This is a genomic window from Mycobacterium hainanense (assembly GCF_041890355.1).
Taxonomy (GTDB): domain Bacteria; phylum Actinomycetota; class Actinomycetes; order Mycobacteriales; family Mycobacteriaceae; genus Mycobacterium; species Mycobacterium hainanense.
This window is the reverse complement of record NZ_CP169059.1, coordinates 1,829,108-1,847,079: the sequence shown is the minus strand read 5'-3', so window position 1 is coordinate 1,847,079 and position 17,972 is coordinate 1,829,108. Positions and strand designations below refer to the sequence as shown.

Below are 17,972 nucleotides of genomic sequence, written 5' to 3'. Positions count from 1 at the left end.
GATAGGCACTTCGCTGGAGTTTTAGGTTACGCGCCAAGAAGTGGCGTCCCGCGCCCTCGAGCTGTGTGTCACTGCAAGTACCAATTATGGCACTTCTCTAAGGGGTGTATGAGCGTCTCCGGTGCATTACAGATGGAAGGTTCAGTGTAAAAAGCCGAAGTCAGGGCGGGAATGATAAGCCTCAGGCAAAAAACTGTGTTATTCGTCACCCCGGCGGGGCGGCGACACCGAGCCCCTTTGCCGCCGTTTCCGGCATCGCGACCAGGTACAAGATCAGGCCGGCGGCCGCGAGCGCTCCCAGGAACGCGAAGGCCGCGTTGTAGCCGGCGGCCACCACGATCCAGCCCGCAACGAGGTTGGACACCGCGGCGCCGATCCCGGTCGCGGCGGTCACCGCGCCCAGGCTGACGTTGAACCGGCCGCTGCCGTGCGTGACGTCCTGGACCACTAAAGGAAACAGCGCCCCGAACACGCCGGCGCCGACGCCGTCCAGCAGCTGCACCCCGACCAACCAGTACGGGTTGCCCGAGACGGTGTAAAGGAATCCGCGGGCGGCCAGCACCGCGAAGCCGATCAGGAAGATCGGCTTGCGCCCCCACGAATCGGCCTTGGCCCCGGCCAGGTAGGCCACCGGCACCATGACCAGCTGCGCGGCCACGATGCAACCGGCCATCAGCGCCGTGCCGACGTCCTTGTTGTGCAGCGCCAGCAGCTGGCCGACCAGCGGCAGCATCGCCGCGTTCGCGAAGTGGAAGGCGACGACGGTCGCGGCGAAGATCATCAGCCTGCGGTTGTGCAGCAGCGCCGCGAGCCGCGACGGTGTCTCGTGCGGCCCGCCCGGTACGTGATCCATGCCGCGGGCGACGTCGTGGTCGATCGCGTCGCCCGGAATCCGCAGCGCCGCAAGCACACTGGTGGCCGCCATGACCGCGAGCACCCAGAACACCACCACCGGCCCGAAGAAGTAGGCCAGTCCGCCGGTGATGGCGGCGGCCGACGCGTTGCCCGCGTGGTTGAACGACTCGTTGCGTCCGATCCGGCGGGAGAAGTTGCGGGGTCCCACGACGCCCAGGGTGATTGCGGCCAGCGCCGGAGCGAAGACGGAGCCGGCGATGCCGGTCAGGGCTTGCAACACCGAGATCGAGTAGAGGCCGGGGAACAACGGCATGGCCAACGAACCGGCGGTGACGGTCAACGCGCCGCCGATGATCAGCGCCCGCTTGGCCGTGCTGCGGTCCACCAACGCGCCGGCCGGCGCCTGCGCGACGATAGCCCCGATCCCCCCGACCGCCATGACGAACCCGATTGACGCCTGGTCCCAGTGGTGGGCCAGCAACAGGTAGATCGACAGGTAGGGTCCCAGCCCGTCGCGCACGTCGGCGAGCAGGAAATTGAGCAGGTCCAGCGCACGAGTCAGCCGGCGCGGTACTGGGCTGTCGGTCTCAGCGGCGGCCGGCATGGGGATCTAGTACCCAAATGCGCGGCCGGCCGAGTGTCAGGCGCTCTTGTCGCGGCGCTCGGTGCGCGACGGCTTGCGCGGCACGATCGTCGGCAGCACGTTGTCCTGCACGGTCTCCTTGGTCACCACGACCTTGGCGACGTCGTCGCGGCTCGGGATGTCATACATCACCGGCAGCAGGACCTCTTCCATGATGGCGCGCAGGCCACGGGCACCCGTACCGCGGTGGATGGCCTGATCGGCGATAGCCTCCAGCGCGTCGTCGGTGAATTCCAGCTCGACGCCGTCCATCTCGAACAGCCGGGTGTACTGCTTGACCAGAGCGTTCTTCGGCTCGGACAGGATCTTGACCAACGATTCCCGGTCCAGATTGGTCACCGAGGCGACCACCGGCAACCGCCCGATGAACTCGGGGATCAGGCCGAACTTGATCAGGTCTTCGGGCATGACCTCGGCGAAATGGTCGGTGGTGTCGATCTCGGCCTTCGAGCGCACCTCGGCGCCGAAGCCCAGCCCCCGCTTGCCGACGCGCTCGTAGATGATCTTCTCCAGGCCGGCGAACGCCCCCGCAACGATGAACAACACGTTGGTCGTGTCGATCTGGATGAACTCCTGGTGCGGGTGCTTGCGTCCGCCCTGCGGGGGAACCGACGCCTGCGTGCCCTCCAGGATTTTCAGCAGGGCCTGTTGGACGCCCTCACCGGAGACGTCACGGGTGATCGAGGGGTTCTCGCTCTTGCGGGCGATCTTGTCCACCTCGTCGATGTAGATGATGCCGGTTTCGGCCCGTTTGACGTCGTAGTCGGCGGCCTGAATCAGTTTGAGCAGAATGTTTTCCACGTCCTCGCCGACATATCCGGCTTCGGTCAGCGCGGTGGCGTCGGCGATGGCGAACGGCACGTTGAGCATCTTGGCGAGCGTCTGGGCCAGGTAGGTTTTGCCGCAGCCGGTGGGGCCGAGCATGAGGATGTTGGACTTGGTCAGCTCGACCGGCTCGTGCCGGGAGTCACGACCCTTCTCCCCCGCCTGGATGCGCTTGTAGTGGTTGTAAACGGCGACGGCCAGGGTCCGCTTGGCGGTGTCCTGCCCAATGACATAGCCCTCCAAGAACTCCCGGATTTCCACCGGCTTGGGCAGTTCATCGAGTTTGACGTCGTCGGCGTCGGCCAACTCCTCTTCGATGATCTCGTTGCAAAGGTCGATGCACTCATCGCAGATGTACACACCGGGACCAGCAATGAGCTTCTTGACCTGCTTTTGGCTCTTCCCGCAGAACGAGCACTTCAGCAGGTCACCGCCGTCTCCGATGCGCGCCATGGTGCTGAGGGCCTACTTCCTTTTCGCCGTTCGTCTAGCTGTGCCGCATGTATCCCCCGACGCTACCCGCTAGATCGGGCCCGACGCGACCATTAAGGCCGAATCGCGTCGGTGGTATTCATGCATGTCCGTCTTGATGAAACATATAGCCAGACGGCGCCCGCCACTCGCGAAAGACGCGCTTTGCGTGTCTTTGGCGTGTCGCGGTCGTAACCCGACCGAGGCTGGTGCGCCGACCGATTCCCACTTCCGCCGGGGATGCCGACCCCACCGAAGCGCGGGCAGATCCCCAAGAAAACACCCTACAGTGGCCGGGTGGGAATGGCTCTGATCAGCGGATCGGTACTGATCAGCGACGGTGGTTTGGCCACCGAGTTGCAGGCGCGCGGTCACGACCTCTCCGACGCGTTGTGGTCGGCGAGGTTGTTGGCGGACGATCCCCGCGAAATCGTCGCCGTGCACGCCGGCTACTACCGCGCCGGCGCCACGATCGCGACGACGGCGAGCTATCAGGCGTCGTTCGAGGGCTTCGCGTCCCGCGGGATCGACCGGAACGGGGCCGCCGGACTGCTGCGCCGCAGCGTCGACCTGGCGAAGACCGCCCGCGACGAGGTCGGCGCGGCCGGGCTGCTGGTCGCCGCCTCGGTCGGCCCGTACGGCGCGGCGCTGGCCGACGGATCGGAATACCGGGGCCGCTACGGCCTCTCGGTGGCGGCTCTGCGGCGGTGGCACCGGCCGCGGCTGGAAGTCCTGGTCGACTCGGGCGCCGACGTGCTCGCGTGTGAGACCGTGCCCGACATCGACGAGGCCGAGGCGCTGGTCGATCTGGTCGCCTCGGTCGGCGCGCCGGCCTGGCTGAGCTACACCATCGACGGCGCCAGGACCCGGGCCGGCCAACCGCTGGCGGAGGCGTTCGCCGTCGCCGCCGGGGTGCCGGAGATCGTCGCGGTCGGCGTCAATTGCTGTGCACCCGAGGACGTGCTGCCCGCGATCGGGATGGCTTCGACCATCGGCAAGCCGGTGATCGTGTATCCGAACAGCGGCGAATCATGGGACGGCCGCGGATGGGTGGGGCCGTCGCGGTTCAGCGCCGACCTTGCGCGGCAATGGGTGGAGGCCGGCGCGCGCGTCGTCGGCGGGTGCTGCCGGGTGGGGCCGGCGGACATCGCGGCGCTAGCGACAGCCCTGCCGCCGAACGTGTAATTACGGCGAAATTTCGGGCGGAAAGTCGCCGTCAGTACACGCTCGGCGACATGTCCTACGCCGTCTGCGCGGACAGCTTCCGGTACTCGAGGACGGTGTCGATGATCCCGTAGTCCTTGGCCTCTTCCGCGGTCAGGATCTTGTCCCGGTCGGTGTCCTTGCGGACCGTCGCGGCGTCCTTACCGGTGTGGCGGGCCAGCGTGGTCTCCATCAGCGTGCGCATCCGCTCGATCTCGGCGGCCTGGATCTCCAGGTCGGAGAACTGGCCCTGGATGACGCCCTGCAGCGACGGCTGGTGGATCAACACCCGGGCGTTGGGCAGCGCCATCCGCTTGCCGGGAGTGCCGGCGGCCAGGAGCACCGCCGCCGCCGAGGCGGCCTGACCCAGGCATACGGTCTGGATGTCGGCGCGCACGTACTGCATGGTGTCGTAGATCGCCATCAGCGAGGTGAAGCCGCCGCCGGGCGAGTTGATGTACATGGTGATGTCGCGGTCGGGGTCCAGCGACTCCAACACCAGCAGCTGCGCCATGATGTCGTTCGCCGAGGCGTCGTCGACCTGGACGCCGAGGAAGATGATGCGCTCCTCGAACAGCTTGTTGTAGGGGTTGGACTCCTTGACGCCGAAGCTCGAGTGCTCGATGAACGACGGCAGGATGTAGCGCGCCTGCGGCTGGATGGGGTGCTGGGTGCTCACTGGGCTTCTCCGTTGGTGATGTGGGCGGCGCGGGTGATGATGTGGTCGACGAACCCGTATTCGAGGGCCTCCTGGGCGGTGAACCAGCGGTCGCGGTCGGAATCGGCCTCGATGCGTTCGATCGACTGCCCGGTGAATTCGGCGTTCAGCCGGAACATCTCCTTCTTGATGACGTGAAACTGCTCGGCCTGGATGGCGATGTCGGCCGCGCTGCCCGTCACCCCGCCCAGCGGCTGGTGCATCAGGATGCGCGCGTGCGGCAGCGCGAAGCGCTTGCCCTTGGTGCCGGCCGCGAGCAGAAACTCGCCCATTGAGGCCGCCATGCCCATCGCGTAGGTGGCGATGTCGCACGGCGCCAGCACCATGGTGTCGTAGATGGCCATGCCGGCGCTGATCGATCCGCCCGGAGAGTTGATGTACAGCGAGATGTCTTTGTCGGAGTCCTCGGCGGCGAGCAACAGGATCTGCGCGCACAGCCGGTTGGCGACCTCGTCGTTCACCTCCGAACCCAGGAAGATGATGCGCTCGGAGAGCAAGCGCTCATAGACCGAGTCCGTGAGGTTGAGCCCCTGCGAGGGCGAACGCATGTCAGACACGACTGGGTTACCTGCTTTCTCGAGTTCTTCTATTCACCGACACTAACCAACCGAGCCCGCTGTTTCGCGCCCACGCTCCCCCTCAATCGGCGCTTTCGCTCACAGCGTCAAGCCGGGTCACTCCGCCTCGTCGTCGGAACCTTCGGTTTCCAGCACGTCGTCGGCGTCCTCGGCCTCGGCGTCCTCCTCCGAGCGCTTGCCGAAGAACTCATCGGTGTCGATGGTGTTGCCGTTGGTGTCGGTGACCGTCGCCGCGCGCACCACCTCGGCGATGGCCAGCCCGCGGCGCACGTCGGCGAACATCGCCGGCAGCTGGTTGTTCTCCTGCAGGTAGCCCAGTAGCTGCTGCGGCTCGATGCCGTACTGCCGAGACGTCGCCACCAACCGCTCGGTCAGGTCGTCCTGCCCCACCTGCACCTCGAGCTCGTCGGCCAGCGCGTCCAGCAGGAGCTGCCTCCTGACGTCCGTCTCCGCGGCGGTGCGCGTCTCGCTCTCGAACTCTTCGCGGGTCTTGCCCTGCCCGGCGAGCGCCTCTTCCAGCTTGGCCTCGTCGTGGTCGAGGCCGTGCAGCGCACCATGAATGGTGCTGTCGTACTGCGCCTGCACGATAGCCTCGGGAAGCGGCACGTCGACCTGCTCGAGGAGCGTGTCCAGCGCGGCGTTGCGGATCTGGTCGGCCTGCTGGGCGCGCTTCACGCGCGCCACCTGGTCGCGCAGGTTGGACCGCAGCTCCTCGATGGTGTCGAACTCGCTGGCCAGTTGGGCGAACTCGTCGTCGGGCTCGGGAAGCTCGCGCTGCTTGATCGACTTGACGGTGACCGTTACCTGCGCGTCCTGCCCGGCATGTTCGCCGGCCGCCAGCTGCGCGGTGAACTCCCGGGACTCGTCCACCGACAAACCGATCAGGGCGTCATCGAGACCCGCGATCAGCCGGCCCGATCCGACCTCGTGGGACAGGCCTTCGGCGGAGGCCCCCGGCACCTCTTCGCCGTCGATGGTGGCCGACAGGTCGATCGAGACGAAATCGCCGTCGGCGACGGGCCGGTCGACCCCGGTCAGGGTGCCGAACCGGGCGCGCAGCGACTCCAACTCGGCGGCGACGTCGTCGTCACTGACCTCGACCGGATCCACCGAGATGGTCAGCGCACTCAGGTCGGGGAGTTCGATCTTCGGGCGGACGTCGACCTCGGCGGTGAACGCCAGCTCCTGGCCGTACTCCTTCTTGGTCACCTCGATCTCGGGCTGGCCGAGGGGCTGCACTTCCGACTCCACGACGGCCTGCCCGTAGCGTGCCGGCAACGCCTCGTTGACGACCTGGTCGAGCAAGGCCTCGCGGCCGAACCGGGCTTCCAGCAACTTCGCCGGCGCCTTGCCGGGGCGGAAGCCGGGCAGCCGCACCTGCTTGGCCAGCTCCCGATAGGCGCGCTGGAAGTCGGGCTCGAGTTCGGCGAACGGCACCTCCACGTTGATGCGGACCCGGGTGGGGCTCAGCTGCTCGATGGTGCTCTTCACGGGGGTGCTCCTCGGTGGTCGTTCCTGGCGTTCGGTGGGCCGTGTGCATGCGGCACGGGTCGTGCTGGTCGGGGTGACAGGATTTGAACCTGCGGCCTTCCGCTCCCAAAGCGGATGCGCTACCAAGCTGCGCTACACCCCGCGCTGACCTCGATGATCCTAAGGCCCCGCAGCGCCGGGTTGGCCACAGGCTTTGCGACGACCTAGCAGACCCTCACGGAGCGATCACAAGACCGCGTCGATTAGATTTGATCTTCGTCGACAGCTACAGTCACGCTCGACTAACACATGCGGGCGTAGCTCAATGGTAGAGCCCTAGTCTTCCAAACTAGCTACGCGGGTTCGATTCCCGTCGCCCGCTCCGGATCAAGGATCTGCTCCAAGGAAAGGCGCCATGAGCGACCTAAAAACGGACGCGGCAATCCAAGGCTCATGCGCGTCGGACTTCGTTGGAGTGCGCCACGCATTCGGGCGCAATTTCTTAGTTGGCGATGAAGTCGGCGCGGCCGTCGCTGTGTGGGTCGACGGCACGCTCGTGGTCAATCTCTGGGGCGGCTGGGCCGACGCCGCCCGCAGGCGGCCCTGGCGGCAAGACACCCTGACCACGGTGTTGTCCGGCACCAAGGGCCTGTCGGCCACCTGCGTCCACCAGCTGGCCGACCGCGGCGAGCTGGACCTGCAGGCCCCGGTGGCCCACTACTGGCCCGAGTTCGGCCAGGCGGGCAAACAGGACATCACGCTGGCGATGGTGATGAGCCACCGCTCGGGCGTCATCGGCCCCCGTACCCGGCTGCGCTGGGAGGACGTCGCCGACTGGGACTTCGTCTGCGCACAGCTGGCCGCCGCCGAACCGTATTGGGAGCCGGGCACCGCGCAGGGCTACCACATGACCACCTTCGGCTTCATCCTCGGCGAGGTGTTCCGGCGGGTGACCGGCCGCACCATCGGCCAGTACTTGCGCACCGAGATCGCCGAACCGGTCGGCGCCGACGTCCACATCGGTTTGTCGCTGGCCGAACAACGCCGGTGCGCCGAGCGCGTCAACAAGCCGCACGCCCGAGATCTGCTGGCCGATGCGCAGGCCCCCGGCTACCCGACCAGCCTGACGGAACACCCCAAGGCCGCGCTGTCGATCTCGATGGGCTTCGCCCCCGACGACGAGCTCGGCTCGCACGACCTGCAGCTGTGGCGCGAACTCGAGTTCCCGGGGACCAACGGGCAGGTCTCGGCCCTGGGCTTGGCGACGTTCTACAACGCGCTGGCGCAGGAGAAGGTGCTCAGCCGCGAGCACATGGACGTGGTGCGGAAATGTCAGGGCGGGCTGGACACCGATCTGGTGTTGGGGCCGCGGGTGGCCGACCACGGGTGGGGCCTGGGCTACATGCTCAACCAGCGGTGCGTCAACGGGCCCAACCCCCGGATCTTCGGCCACGGCGGCCTGGGCGGCTCCTTCGGTTTCGTCGATCTGGAACACCGGATCGGCTACGCCTACGTGATGAACCGCTTCGACGCCACCAAAGCGAACGCCGACCCGCGCAGCCTCGCCCTGAGCAACGAGGTCTACAAGGCGCTCGGGGTCATCTAGCGCTCGTGAAAACGCGCCCCGCCGGTTCGGCGGGGCGCGTTTGACGTGGTGCGGATCAGGGGTGCCAGCCGGGGGGCCCGGGCGGCCCCGGCGGACCCCACGGCCCAGGAGGCGGTGGCGGACCCGGGTGTCCCCAACCCGGGGGTCCGGGTGGCCCGCCACGCCAGTCGTGGCAGCTGTTCCAGTCCCAGTTGTTGCCCCAGCCCGGGTCCCAGTACTCACCCGGGCACCACTGCGGCAAGGGTCCGGGATGCGCTGCCGCTTCGGTTGCGACGCCCAAGCCCGCCAGCCCCAACCCGCCGATCGCGAGGGCCGTTGCGGCCAAACGAGGAATTGTTTTCATAACCTAACCAATACCCCGGTGGCCGGCGTGCCTAAACAGTGGACGCGAACGTTTCTTGAGAAAGAGTCGCGCCGACCGACGCGGCCTCACTTCTGGCAGGTCGGGCACCAGAACACGTTGCGGCCTTCCAAGACGGCCGTGCGGATCGAGTCCCCGCAGACCCGGCAGGCCTCGCCGGCGCGCCGGTACACGTATGTCCGGGGCCGTCCCACGCGATACGACGGCGGGCCGTGGTCGTGCTCGGGCCGTACGACCACGATTTTCCCGCGGCGGAAGCCGACCTTCATCAGCGCCACCAGATCGGTCCACGCCGCATCGAACTCCGCTTCGCCGACGTCTCGGCCCGGGCGGAACGGATCGATGTTGTGGCGGTAGAGCAGCTCGTTGCGGTAGACATTGCCCACCCCCGCGACGACGGTTTGGTCCATCAACAAGGCGCCGATAGGCCTGCGCGACTTCGTGATTCGGTTCCACGCCCAGGACGGGTCGGCATCGTTGCGCAACGGGTCGGGGCCAAGCTTTGCCAGGACGTCGGAGACCCGGCCCTCATCGATCACTTCGCAGACGGTCGGTCCCCGCAAGTCGGTGCCGTAGTCGGCGCCGACCATGCGCATCCGCACCTGCCCGACCGGTTCCGGCAGGACCGCCCCCTCGCGTGGCCATTCGGTGAAGGCGCCGTACAGGCCGAGATGGACGTGCACGATCGGCCCGCCGTCGTAGTGGTGGAAGAGGTGCTTGCCCCACACACTGGTGCGGCGCAGCACGCGGCCGTCCACCACGGCCGAGTCGGCGAAGCGGCCCTGCGGACTCGACACCGCAACGGGCGCGCCGCCGAAGCGGCGTTGGTGCAGCCGGGCCAGCCGGTGCAGGGTATGCCCTTCGGGCATGGCTTACGCGGGCGCGCCAGGCACAGGCGGCGCCTGGTGGGTGCGTTCGTATTCGGCGAGGATGTCGATACGCCGTTGGTGGCGTTCGGCTTTCGACCATTGCGCGCTCAGGAAGGCGTCCACGATGGCCAACGCTTCCTCGACGGTGTGCATGCGGCCGCCGATCCCGATCAGCTGGGCGTTGTTGTGCTCGCGGGCCAGCGTCGCCGTCTCGACACTCCAGGCCAGCGCGCAACGCGCCCCGGGAACCTTGTTGGCCGCGATCTGCTCGCCATTGCCCGACCCGCCCAGCACGATGCCGAGGCTGTCCGGGTCGGCCACCGCGCGCGTCGCGGCGGCGATGCAGAACGCCGGGTAGTCGTCGTCGGCGTCATAGGTGAAGGCGCCGCAATCGATTGGCTCGTGCCCGGACTCTTTGAGGTGGGAAATGATGTGCTGCTTGAGCTCGAATCCGGCGTGGTCAGAGCCGAGGTAGACGCGCATGCCCGCCATCCTTACACAGCCGTGCGCGGCGGGTCGCCGCCAGACGACTCGCGGCGATCGCAAGCGCGGCACAGCCGGGCGCCGCGGGTCGCCGCCAGACGACTCGCGGCGATCGCAAGCGCGGCACAGCCGGGCGCGCGGGTCGCCGCCAGACGACTCGCGGCGATCGCAAGCGCGGCACAGCCGGGCGCGCGGGTCGCCGCCAGACGACTCAGTCGAATTCGGGCTTCTCGGTGCGGGTCCGCTTGAGTTCGAAGAAGTGCGGGTACGACGCGAAGGTTACCGACGCGTCCCACAGCTTGCCGGCCTCTTCGCCGCGCGGGATCTTCGAGAGCACCGGGCCGAAGAACGCCACACCGTTGACGTGGATGGTCGGCGTGCCGACGTCGTCGCCAACCGCGTCCATGCCGGCGTGGTGGCTCTTGCGCAGGGCGTCGTCGTAGGCGTCGCTGGTGGCGGCCTCGGCGAGTTCCGCAGGCAGGCCGGCGTCGGCCAGCGACAGCTTGATGACCTCTTCGAGGTTCTTGTTGTCCTCGTTGTGAATCCGGGTGCCCATCGCCGTGTACAGCGGGTCCAGCACCCCGGCCCCATGGGCCTGCTCGGCGGCGATCGCGACCCGAACCGGACCCCAGGCGTTCTTCATCATCTCGCGATACTTATCGGGCAGCCCTTCGCGGTTCTCGTTGAGGATGGCGAGGCTCATGACGTGGAAGTGCACTTCGATGTCGCGGACCTTCTCCACCTCGAGGATCCAGCGCGATGTGATCCAGCACCACGGGCACAGCGGATCGAACCAGAAATCGGCTTGGTCTTTCCCGGGAGCGTTGTCAGGCATGGCGCAATCCTCTCGTCGGTCAACACACCGTTCAGCACAACCGTAGGCGCCCCGCCCCTGTTCCCGCAGTGCCCGGGATGCGGACCGGGCACGTAAGTTGGACGCGTGGCCCTTCCTAACCTCACCCGGGACCAGGCCGTCGAACGCGCGGCCCTGATCACCGTCGACAGCTACCGGATCCAGCTCGATGTCACCGACGGCAGCGGAAATCCGGGCGAACGCACCTTCCGGTCCACGACCACGGTGGTGTTCGATGCGCTTCCCGGCGCCGACACCTACATAGACCTCGCGGCCGAAACGGTGCGCGCCGCCACGCTCAACGGCCGCCGATTGGATGTGTCCGGATACGACGAATCGACGGGCGTCCCGTTGCTCGGCCTCGAGAACCGCAACGTCCTGGAGGTCGACGCCGACTGCCGCTACTCCAATACCGGCGAGGGCCTGCATCGCTTCGTCGATCCGGTCGACAACGAAACGTACCTGTACTCGCAATTCGAAACCGCCGACGCCAAGCGCATGTTCGCCTGCTTCGACCAGCCCGACCTCAAGGCAACGTTCGACCTGCAGGTGACCGCACCCAAGCACTGGAAGGTGATCTCCAACGGCGCGACGGTGTCCGTTCAGGACGGCACGCACACCTTCGCCACCACTCCGCGGATGAGCACCTACCTGGTGGCCCTGATCGCCGGCCCGTACGCCGAGTGGAAAGACACGTACACCGACGAACACGGGGAGATCCCGCTGGGCATCTTCTGCCGGGAATCCCTGGCGCCCCACATGGACGCCGAGCGGCTCTTCACCCAAACCAAGCAGGGCTTCGGCTTCTACCACAAGAACTTCGGGCTGCCGTACGCGTTCGGCAAATACGATCAGCTCTTCGTTCCCGAATTCAACGCCGGCGCAATGGAAAACGCGGGGGCGGTGACCTTTCTGGAGGACTACGTCTTTCGGAGCAAGGTGACCCGGGCCTCCTACGAGCGGCGCGCCGAGACCGTGCTGCACGAGATGGCGCACATGTGGTTCGGGGACCTGGTCACCATGACCTGGTGGGACGACCTGTGGCTCAACGAGTCGTTCGCGACGTTCGCGTCGGTGCTCTGCCAGGCGGAGGCCACCGAATTCACCGAGGCATGGACGACTTTCGCCACCGTCGAGAAGTCGTGGGCGTACCGCCAGGACCAGTTGCCGTCGACGCATCCGATCGCCGCCGACATCCCTGACCTGGCCGCGGTTGAGGTGAACTTCGACGGCATCACCTACGCCAAGGGCGCCTCCGTGCTCAAGCAGCTCGTGGCCTACGTCGGGCTGGAGCATTTCCTGGCCGGGCTGCGCGACTACTTCCGCAGCCACGCGTTCGGCAACGCCACCTTCGACGACCTGGTGGCCGCGCTCGAGAAGGCGTCGGGCCGGGACCTGTCCGACTGGGGCCAGCAGTGGTTGAAGACGACCGGCTTGAACACGCTGCGGCCGGATTTCGAGGTCGACGCCGAGGGCAGGTTCACCCGGTTCGCGGTGACGCAGAGCGGGGCAGCCCCGGGGGCCGGCGAGACGCGGGTGCATCGGCTGGCGATCGGGATCTACGACGACGACGGGGCCGGCAAGCTGGTGCGGGTGCGGCGCGAAGAGCTCGACGTCGAAGATGCCGTCACGGAAGTGCCTGCGCTGGTTGGTGTTTCACGCGGCCAGCTGGTTCTGGTCAACGATGACGACCTGACATATTGCTCGCTGCGCCTGGACGGCGAGTCGCTGCAGACGGCGCTGGCGCGGATAGCCGATATCGCCGAGCCGCTGCCGCGTTCGCTGGTGTGGTCGGCGGCGTGGGAGATGACGCGTGAAGCCGAGCTGCGCGCCCGCGACTTCGTGGCCCTGGTCTCAGGCGGCGTGCACGCCGAAACCGAGGTCGGGGTTGCGCAGCGGCTGCTGCTGCAGGCGCAGACGGCGCTGGCCTCCTACGCCGAGCCGGGCTGGGCGCACGAGCACGGGTGGCCGCAGTTCGCCGACCGGCTGCTGGAGCTTGCGCGCGCGGCCGAGCCCGGTTCGGATCATCAACTCGCCTTCGTCAACACGCTGTGCTCGTCGGTGCTGTCGACCCGGCACGTCGTGACGCTGGCGGACCTGCTCGACCACGACCCGGCGGATCTCGGGTTGGCAGGCCTCGAGATCGACACCGACCTGCGCTGGCGGATCGTGACGGCGCTCGCCAGTGCCGGCGAGATCGACGCCGACGGGGCGGCGACACCCTTCATCGACGCGGAGGTGCGGCGCGACCCCACCGCCGCCGGCAAGCGGCACGGGGCCCAGGCGGCGACGGCGCGGCCGCAGGCGCAGGTGAAGGAGGAGGCCTGGACCACGGTGATCGAGGACGACACCCTGGCCAACATCACTGCCCGCGCCATCATCGCGGGGTTCGCCCCGCCCGGACAGCACGAGCTGCTCGCACCGTTCACGGATCGCTACTTCGAGGCGATCCCGGGCGTGTGGGCGCGGCGGTCCAGCGAAGTCGCGCAAACGGTGGTGATCGGCCTATACCCGCACTGGAACATCAGCGAGGCCGGCATCGCGGCCGCCGACAAGTTCCTGTCCGACCCGGAGGTGCCCCCGGCGTTACGGCGGCTGGTTCTCGAAGGCCAGGCCGGCGTGAAGCGGGCCCTGCGGGCGCGCACGTTCGACGCGGCCGACTAGACCGACGGCGGCGACCCGCCTCTAGGCGGGGGAGATTCCCGCGCTCATGACGCGGATCGCGCTGATCAGGCCGTCGACCAGGTCACCGCGCTCGAACGCCGAGGACGCGGCTGCCACGCCCAGCGGCGCCGACGACTCGGCGCCGCGGCCGCGGACCTGCGAGCCATAAACCACCTCGATGACCTTCTGGTCGGGCGAGACGGCCAGCAGCACGGCGTCGTCCGGCGTGGGCACCTTGGCCAGGATCTCGCGCGCGCGGGCGGCGGTGTCGGCGCCCAGGTCGCCGAGGTAGATGGCGAACCTCGCCTTCGATGCCCGCGAGCCGAACTTCAGCGCGTCGTCGATGGCGACGAGTTCCTTGATCGAAAACGGGAAATGAACCGACAGCTCGCCGGGCTCGGTGACCCCGGAGAGGCGCCCGCTGGTGGTGATCACCCAGCCGTTGGGCAGCTCGTCGGGCTCGATCGTCGCTACCTCACCACGTGCCACTCGCGCCACCTCCGACTGAGAATTCGTGTCCGCCGTGCCCGCCGTGCGCGTGGCCGACGTCTTCGTCCGTGGCCGCCCACAGGATCGGCGGGTGCGTCCACTTCTCCCCCAGCTTGTAGCTCGCCGGGTGCGGTCCCTTACGGGACCAGATCAGCAGCGACAGGACGACCACCAGGAGCAACGGTATCCCGATGAAGTACAGGTGAATCTGCAGAAGGCTCACGACGAAAACCGTATCTCACGCCGTGATTCGTCGGCACTCGGACACGAGATTGCTCAGGCCGCGCCTTCGCCGAGGTAACGCGCCCAGGCCGGATCGAGCTCCTTGACCGTCGACAGCAGCCGCCAGTGCTGCCCCGTCGGCGGCAGCGGCGTCCGGCGCAGCGCCCAGCCGAGTTCGGTCAGCAGCTTGTCGCCCTTGCGGTGGTTGCAGGTCGAGCAGCACGCGACGCAGTTCTCCCAGGAGTGGTCGCCGCCGCGGCTGCGGGGCACCACGTGATCGACCGTGTCGGCCTTCGCCCCGCAGTAGGCGCAGCAGAACCGGTCCCGGTGCATGAGCGCGGCGCGGGTCATCGGGACCCGGGCCCGGTAGGGGACGCGCACATAAGACCGCAGCTGGATCACCGAGGGCACGACGATCGAGCTGGTGGCCGAGTGGATCACGGGCCCGGCCGGGTCGTGGTGCACCACGTCGGCCTTCCCGCAGATCACCATCACGATGGCCCTGCGCATCGGCAGCGCGGTCAGCGGCTCGTAGGTGGAATTCAGCAGCAACACCCGCCGGCGACTCCACACGGAAGCGGTGTCTTGGCGGGCGGGGGGATGGGTATCGACGCTATGCAGGGACGACGCGGTTGGGGGCCCGGTTAACCCTGCCGCGGCACCGGAACTGCGGTGGCTGCGGCGTCTTTTGCCCTGCGCCATAGATCCTCCGCGGATAGTCCACCATGATTCGCCGCCAATCGCACCCCTATTGCAGGTGAACGGCATGTCGTGCGGGTGAACACCGGGAGCACCGTCGGCCCGGCGCGGCCCGGCGCCGACGCGATGGACCACAATGGAGGCGATGGATTCCGAGCCCCAGTCCTTCTATGACGCCGTCGGCGGTGCCGACACGTTCCGTGCGATCGTGTCCCGCTTTTACGCCCAGGTCGCCGAGGACGAGATCCTGCGCCAGATCTACCCGGAAGACGACCTGGCGGGCGCCGAGGAGCGGTTGCGGATGTTCCTCGAGCAGTACTGGGGCGGCCCGCGCACCTACTCCGACCAGCGCGGCCATCCCCGGTTGCGGATGCGTCACGTCCCCTTCCGGATCACTCCCATCGAGCGCGACGCCTGGCTGCGCTGCATGCACATCGCCGTCGCCTCGATCGACTCGGAGACCCTCGACGACGAGCACCGGCGCCAGTTGCTCGATTACCTTGAGATGGCTGCGCACTCGCTGGTCAACGCGGCTTTGTGATGTCGGCCCACGAAACTGAGCGGGGTGGAATGAACTCCAGGCCGTGGTGGTCAAACGCGGTGTTCTATCAGGTGTATCCGCGGTCTTTCGCCGACAGTGACGGCGACGGTGTCGGCGATCTGGACGGTCTGACGGCTCGACTGGGACACCTGGAGCGGCTCGGCGTCGACGCGATCTGGCTCAACCCGGTCACCGTGTCGCCGATGGCCGACCATGGCTACGACGTCGCGGATCCGCGCGACATCGACCCGCTGTTCGGCGGGATGGCGGCATTCGAGCGGCTGGTGGCGGCGGCCCACGAGCGGGGCATCAAGATCACCATGGACGTGGTGCCCAACCACAGCAGTTCGGCGCATCCGTGGTTTCAGGCCGCGCTGGCGGCCGGCCCGGGCACCGACGCGCGGGAGCGCTACTTCTTCCGCGACGGGCGCGGCGCCCAGGGCGAACTGCCACCGAACAACTGGACGTCGGTGTTCGGCGGGCCGGCCTGGACGCGGGTGGTCGAACCGGACGGCAATCCGGGCCAGTGGTACCTACACCTGTTCGACGCCGAGCAGCCGGACCTGAACTGGGAACACCCGGACGTCTTCGACGACTTCGAGAAGACGTTGCGGTTTTGGCTGGAGCGTGGCGTCGACGGCTTCCGCATCGACGTCGCGCACGGGATGGCCAAGCCGGCCGACCTGCCCGACGCGCGCGACGACATCAAGGTCTTGCACCACAGCGATGACGACCCGCGCTTCAACCACCCGAGCGTGCACGAGATCCACCGCGGCATCCGATCGATCGTCGATGACTACCCCGGGGCGGTGACCATCGGCGAGGTCTGGGTCATGGACAACGTCCGGTGGGCCGAGTACCTGCGACCCGACGAGCTTCATCTCGGCTTCAACTTCCGGCTGACCAAGATCGATTTCGACGCGACCGAAATCCACGACGCCATTCAGAACTCGTTGGCGGCCACCGCGATCGAGAACGCGACACCGACGTGGACGCTGTCCAACCACGACGTGGGGCGCGAGGTGACCCGGTACGGCGGCGGCGAGCTGGGGCTGCGCAGGGCGCGCGCCATGGTGATGGTGATGCTGGCGCTGCCGGGTGCGGTGTTCGTCTACAACGGCGAGGAGCTGGGGCTGCCGGATGTGGTGCTGCCCGACGAGGTGCTGCAGGACCCGACGTGGGAACGCTCCGGGCACACCGAGCGCGGCCGCGACAAGTGCCGGGTACCGATCCCGTGGTCGGGCGACGCGCCGCCATTCGGGTTCTCCTCCACGCCGGACACCTGGTTACCGATGCCCCCGGAATGGGCGGCGCTGACCGTCGAAAAGCAGGTCGCGGACCCCGAATCGACCTTCTCGTTCTTCCAGCACATCATCAGATTGCGCAAGGAGCGCGCCGAATTCGACGGCGGGGAGCTCGAGTGGCTGGACGCGCCGCGCGATGCGCTGATCTTCCGCCGCGGCGGCGGGGCGGTGTGTGCGGTGAACGCCGGCAGCCGACCCATCCCACTGCCGCCGGGAGAACTCCTCGTGGCCAGCGCCCCGCTGGTCGACGGCAAACTGGCACCCGACGCCGCAGCCTGGCTGGCCTGAGCGCCCAAAGGCGCGGCCGGGCAGTCGCTTTCGCATAACGTTCGGGGTGTCGCTCGCGAATGGTATACCCGGTGGGGGTACTGTCGGGCCATGGCCGAGACGGAGCCCACCCGCGAGAGGCGGGTCGGTGGATAACACGTTGCGATGGGTGGTGACGGCGTTGTTCGCCGTCAGCTTTCTTGCCTATGCGTATTTCCTTGTGGTCCAACGCAAGTGCTGGACCGACATGGTCAGCCAGGTGCTACACCTCGCGATGTCGGCCGCGATGATCTTGATGGCCTGGGGCGTGGGGATGACCCTTCCGACCATCGCGGCGACGACGTGCTTCCTGCTTGGCGGCGCCTGGTTTGTCGGCATCGTCGGGCGCGCGCCCCTGGCCGTCGATGGCCGGGTCACGAATTACTACTACGCCGTGATGATGGTGGCGATGGCGTGGATGTACGGGTCGATGAAGGGCAGCCTGCCGGGCGGGTCCGCGCACTCGGGCGGCGAGGCGATGGCCATGCCCGCACATGCGGGCGCGTCCGGCATGCAGCACGCAACGCATCAGATGCCCGACTGGGCCGGCGCGCTGAACTGGACCGCGGCAGTGGGGTTCGCCGCGGTGGCGATCTACTGGGCCTATCGCTGGATGGCCCGACGCTGGACGAGCCTGATGCCGCGCGCGGTTCGACTCACCCACACGCAATTCGCGGCCCAGACGGTCACCGCCGCAGGCACGGCGTTGATGTTCGCCGACATCGTGTGAGCAGACCGCTCGAACGACGGCGCCAAGTTTCCGATGGAGCGCCTGGCCTGTCGCTCCTCTATACCTAGTACATGGCGACCTA

Annotated in this window: 18 protein-coding genes and 2 tRNA genes; 7 read left to right on the top strand and 13 right to left on the bottom strand. The window is 67.7% G+C overall.

Features of this window, described 5'->3' with window-relative positions:
* Positions 1-205 precede the first annotated feature (205 nt).
* Both ACEL92_RS08790 and clpX read right to left on the bottom strand, forming a co-directional pair.
* Positions 206-1,459: an MFS transporter gene (locus ACEL92_RS08790; RefSeq protein ID WP_374025207.1), complete on the bottom strand. Its 1,254-nt coding sequence runs from the start codon at positions 1,457-1,459 to the stop codon at positions 206-208.
* 36 nt (positions 1,460-1,495) lie between these two features.
* Positions 1,496-2,776 carry an ATP-dependent Clp protease ATP-binding subunit ClpX gene (gene clpX / locus ACEL92_RS08785; RefSeq protein ID WP_055400128.1) on the bottom strand — a complete coding sequence of 427 codons (1,281 nt, stop codon included), beginning with the start codon at positions 2,774-2,776 and terminating at the stop codon, positions 1,496-1,498.
* Between the two features lie 321 nt (positions 2,777-3,097).
* Here clpX and mmuM point away from each other — a divergent pair, with 321 nt between their 5' ends.
* Positions 3,098-3,979 carry a homocysteine S-methyltransferase gene (gene mmuM, locus ACEL92_RS08780; protein ID WP_374026131.1) on the top strand — a complete coding sequence of 294 codons (882 nt, stop codon included), beginning with the start codon at positions 3,098-3,100 and terminating at the stop codon, positions 3,977-3,979.
* 55 nt (positions 3,980-4,034) lie between these two features.
* On the opposite strand, the gene clpP2 is transcribed toward mmuM, so the two are convergent.
* From clpP2 to ACEL92_RS08760, 4 genes are all read right to left on the bottom strand, one after another.
* The gene (gene clpP2, locus ACEL92_RS08775) at positions 4,035-4,676 is read right to left on the bottom strand and encodes an ATP-dependent CLP protease proteolytic subunit ClpP2 (protein ID WP_067275408.1); all 642 of its coding nucleotides are present in this window, start codon (positions 4,674-4,676) and stop codon (positions 4,035-4,037) included.
* Positions 4,673-5,263 carry an ATP-dependent Clp protease proteolytic subunit gene (locus ACEL92_RS08770; protein ID WP_067275410.1) on the bottom strand — a complete coding sequence of 197 codons (591 nt, stop codon included), beginning with the start codon at positions 5,261-5,263 and terminating at the stop codon, positions 4,673-4,675. The genes clpP2 and ACEL92_RS08770 overlap by 4 nt, the downstream gene beginning before the upstream one ends.
* 126 nt (positions 5,264-5,389) lie before the next feature.
* Positions 5,390-6,784 (bottom strand): trigger factor, encoded by a 1,395-nt coding sequence (gene tig, locus ACEL92_RS08765; protein ID WP_374025206.1) that lies wholly within the window; start codon positions 6,782-6,784, stop codon positions 5,390-5,392.
* A gap of 65 nt (positions 6,785-6,849) precedes the next feature.
* Positions 6,850-6,926, bottom strand: a tRNA-Pro gene (locus ACEL92_RS08760).
* A gap of 148 nt (positions 6,927-7,074) precedes the next feature.
* On the opposite strand from ACEL92_RS08760, the gene ACEL92_RS08755 reads away from it, so the two are divergent.
* Positions 7,075-7,145 (top strand) — tRNA-Gly (locus tag ACEL92_RS08755).
* Positions 7,146-7,178: 33 nt separating this feature from the next.
* Positions 7,179-8,369, top strand: a complete 1,191-nt coding sequence (locus ACEL92_RS08750; RefSeq protein ID WP_374025205.1) for a serine hydrolase domain-containing protein — start codon at positions 7,179-7,181, stop codon at positions 8,367-8,369.
* Between the two features lie 55 nt (positions 8,370-8,424).
* Here the strand turns inward: ACEL92_RS08750 and ACEL92_RS08745 are convergent, their stop codons facing one another.
* The 4 genes from ACEL92_RS08745 to ACEL92_RS08730 all read right to left on the bottom strand — a co-directional run bounded on the left by ACEL92_RS08745 (position 8,425) and on the right by ACEL92_RS08730 (position 10,917).
* Positions 8,425-8,694, bottom strand: coding sequence for a hypothetical protein (locus ACEL92_RS08745; protein WP_374025204.1), 270 nt, complete (start codon positions 8,692-8,694; stop codon positions 8,425-8,427).
* A 104-nt stretch (positions 8,695-8,798) separates the two neighbouring features.
* Positions 8,799-9,599 (bottom strand): Fpg/Nei family DNA glycosylase, encoded by an 801-nt coding sequence (locus tag ACEL92_RS08740; protein WP_374025203.1) that lies wholly within the window; start codon positions 9,597-9,599, stop codon positions 8,799-8,801.
* Between the two features lie 3 nt (positions 9,600-9,602).
* Positions 9,603-10,082, bottom strand: coding sequence for a ribose-5-phosphate isomerase (locus ACEL92_RS08735; RefSeq protein ID WP_374025202.1), 480 nt, complete (start codon positions 10,080-10,082; stop codon positions 9,603-9,605).
* Positions 10,083-10,293: 211 nt separating this feature from the next.
* Positions 10,294-10,917 (bottom strand): Rv2466c family mycothiol-dependent reductase, encoded by a 624-nt coding sequence (locus ACEL92_RS08730; protein ID WP_374025201.1) that lies wholly within the window; start codon positions 10,915-10,917, stop codon positions 10,294-10,296.
* Positions 10,918-11,022: 105 nt separating this feature from the next.
* Between ACEL92_RS08730 and pepN the strand changes: the two genes are divergently transcribed.
* Positions 11,023-13,599, top strand: coding sequence for an aminopeptidase N (pepN, locus tag ACEL92_RS08725; RefSeq protein WP_374025200.1), 2,577 nt, complete (start codon positions 11,023-11,025; stop codon positions 13,597-13,599).
* Positions 13,600-13,620: 21 nt separating this feature from the next.
* Here the strand turns inward: pepN and ACEL92_RS08720 are convergent, their stop codons facing one another.
* The 3 genes from ACEL92_RS08720 to ACEL92_RS08710 form a co-directional block, all read right to left on the bottom strand.
* Complete coding sequence (locus ACEL92_RS08720) at positions 13,621-14,088, bottom strand: DUF5130 domain-containing protein (protein ID WP_374025199.1); 468 nt, start codon at positions 14,086-14,088, stop codon at positions 13,621-13,623.
* Positions 14,075-14,302, bottom strand: coding sequence for a hypothetical protein (locus tag ACEL92_RS08715; RefSeq protein ID WP_374026130.1), 228 nt, complete (start codon positions 14,300-14,302; stop codon positions 14,075-14,077). The genes ACEL92_RS08720 and ACEL92_RS08715 overlap by 14 nt, the downstream gene beginning before the upstream one ends.
* Positions 14,303-14,364: 62 nt before the next feature.
* Positions 14,365-15,012 (bottom strand): HNH endonuclease, encoded by a 648-nt coding sequence (locus ACEL92_RS08710; RefSeq protein ID WP_374025198.1) that lies wholly within the window; start codon positions 15,010-15,012, stop codon positions 14,365-14,367.
* 142 nt (positions 15,013-15,154) lie between these two features.
* On the opposite strand from ACEL92_RS08710, the gene ACEL92_RS08705 reads away from it, so the two are divergent.
* The 3 genes from ACEL92_RS08705 (at position 15,155) to ACEL92_RS08695 (ending at position 17,890) form a co-directional block, all read left to right on the top strand.
* Entirely contained in the window at positions 15,155-15,550 is a 396-nt protein-coding gene (locus tag ACEL92_RS08705; RefSeq protein WP_374025197.1) for a globin, read from the top strand.
* Positions 15,550-17,142, top strand: coding sequence for an alpha-amylase family glycosyl hydrolase (locus tag ACEL92_RS08700; protein WP_374025196.1), 1,593 nt, complete (start codon positions 15,550-15,552; stop codon positions 17,140-17,142). The genes ACEL92_RS08705 and ACEL92_RS08700 overlap by 1 nt, the downstream gene beginning before the upstream one ends.
* Before the next feature lie 127 nt (positions 17,143-17,269).
* Positions 17,270-17,890: a DUF5134 domain-containing protein gene (locus ACEL92_RS08695; protein ID WP_374025195.1), complete on the top strand. Its 621-nt coding sequence runs from the start codon at positions 17,270-17,272 to the stop codon at positions 17,888-17,890.
* The last annotated feature ends 82 nt before the right edge of the window (positions 17,891-17,972 follow it).

Bases quoted from the DNA above. Each gene is read 5' to 3' on its own strand.
- ACEL92_RS08790 (WP_374025207.1), bottom strand. From the start codon at position 1,459: ATGCCGGCCGCCGCTGAGACCGACAGCCCAGTACCGCGCCGGCTGACT.
- clpX (WP_055400128.1), bottom strand. From the start codon at position 2,776: ATGGCGCGCATCGGAGACGGCGGTGACCTGCTGAAGTGCTCGTTCTGC.
- mmuM (WP_374026131.1), top strand. From the start codon at position 3,098: ATGGCTCTGATCAGCGGATCGGTACTGATCAGCGACGGTGGTTTGGCC.
- ACEL92_RS08770 (WP_067275410.1), bottom strand. From the start codon at position 5,263: ATGCGTTCGCCCTCGCAGGGGCTCAACCTCACGGACTCGGTCTATGAG.
- ACEL92_RS08750 (WP_374025205.1), top strand. From the start codon at position 7,179: ATGAGCGACCTAAAAACGGACGCGGCAATCCAAGGCTCATGCGCGTCG.
- ACEL92_RS08740 (WP_374025203.1), bottom strand. From the start codon at position 9,599: ATGCCCGAAGGGCATACCCTGCACCGGCTGGCCCGGCTGCACCAACGC.
- ACEL92_RS08735 (WP_374025202.1), bottom strand. From the start codon at position 10,082: ATGCGCGTCTACCTCGGCTCTGACCACGCCGGATTCGAGCTCAAGCAG.
- ACEL92_RS08730 (WP_374025201.1), bottom strand. From the start codon at position 10,917: ATGCCTGACAACGCTCCCGGGAAAGACCAAGCCGATTTCTGGTTCGAT.
- ACEL92_RS08710 (WP_374025198.1), bottom strand. From the start codon at position 15,012: ATGGCGCAGGGCAAAAGACGCCGCAGCCACCGCAGTTCCGGTGCCGCG.
- ACEL92_RS08705 (WP_374025197.1), top strand. From the start codon at position 15,155: ATGGATTCCGAGCCCCAGTCCTTCTATGACGCCGTCGGCGGTGCCGAC.
- ACEL92_RS08700 (WP_374025196.1), top strand. From the start codon at position 15,550: ATGTCGGCCCACGAAACTGAGCGGGGTGGAATGAACTCCAGGCCGTGG.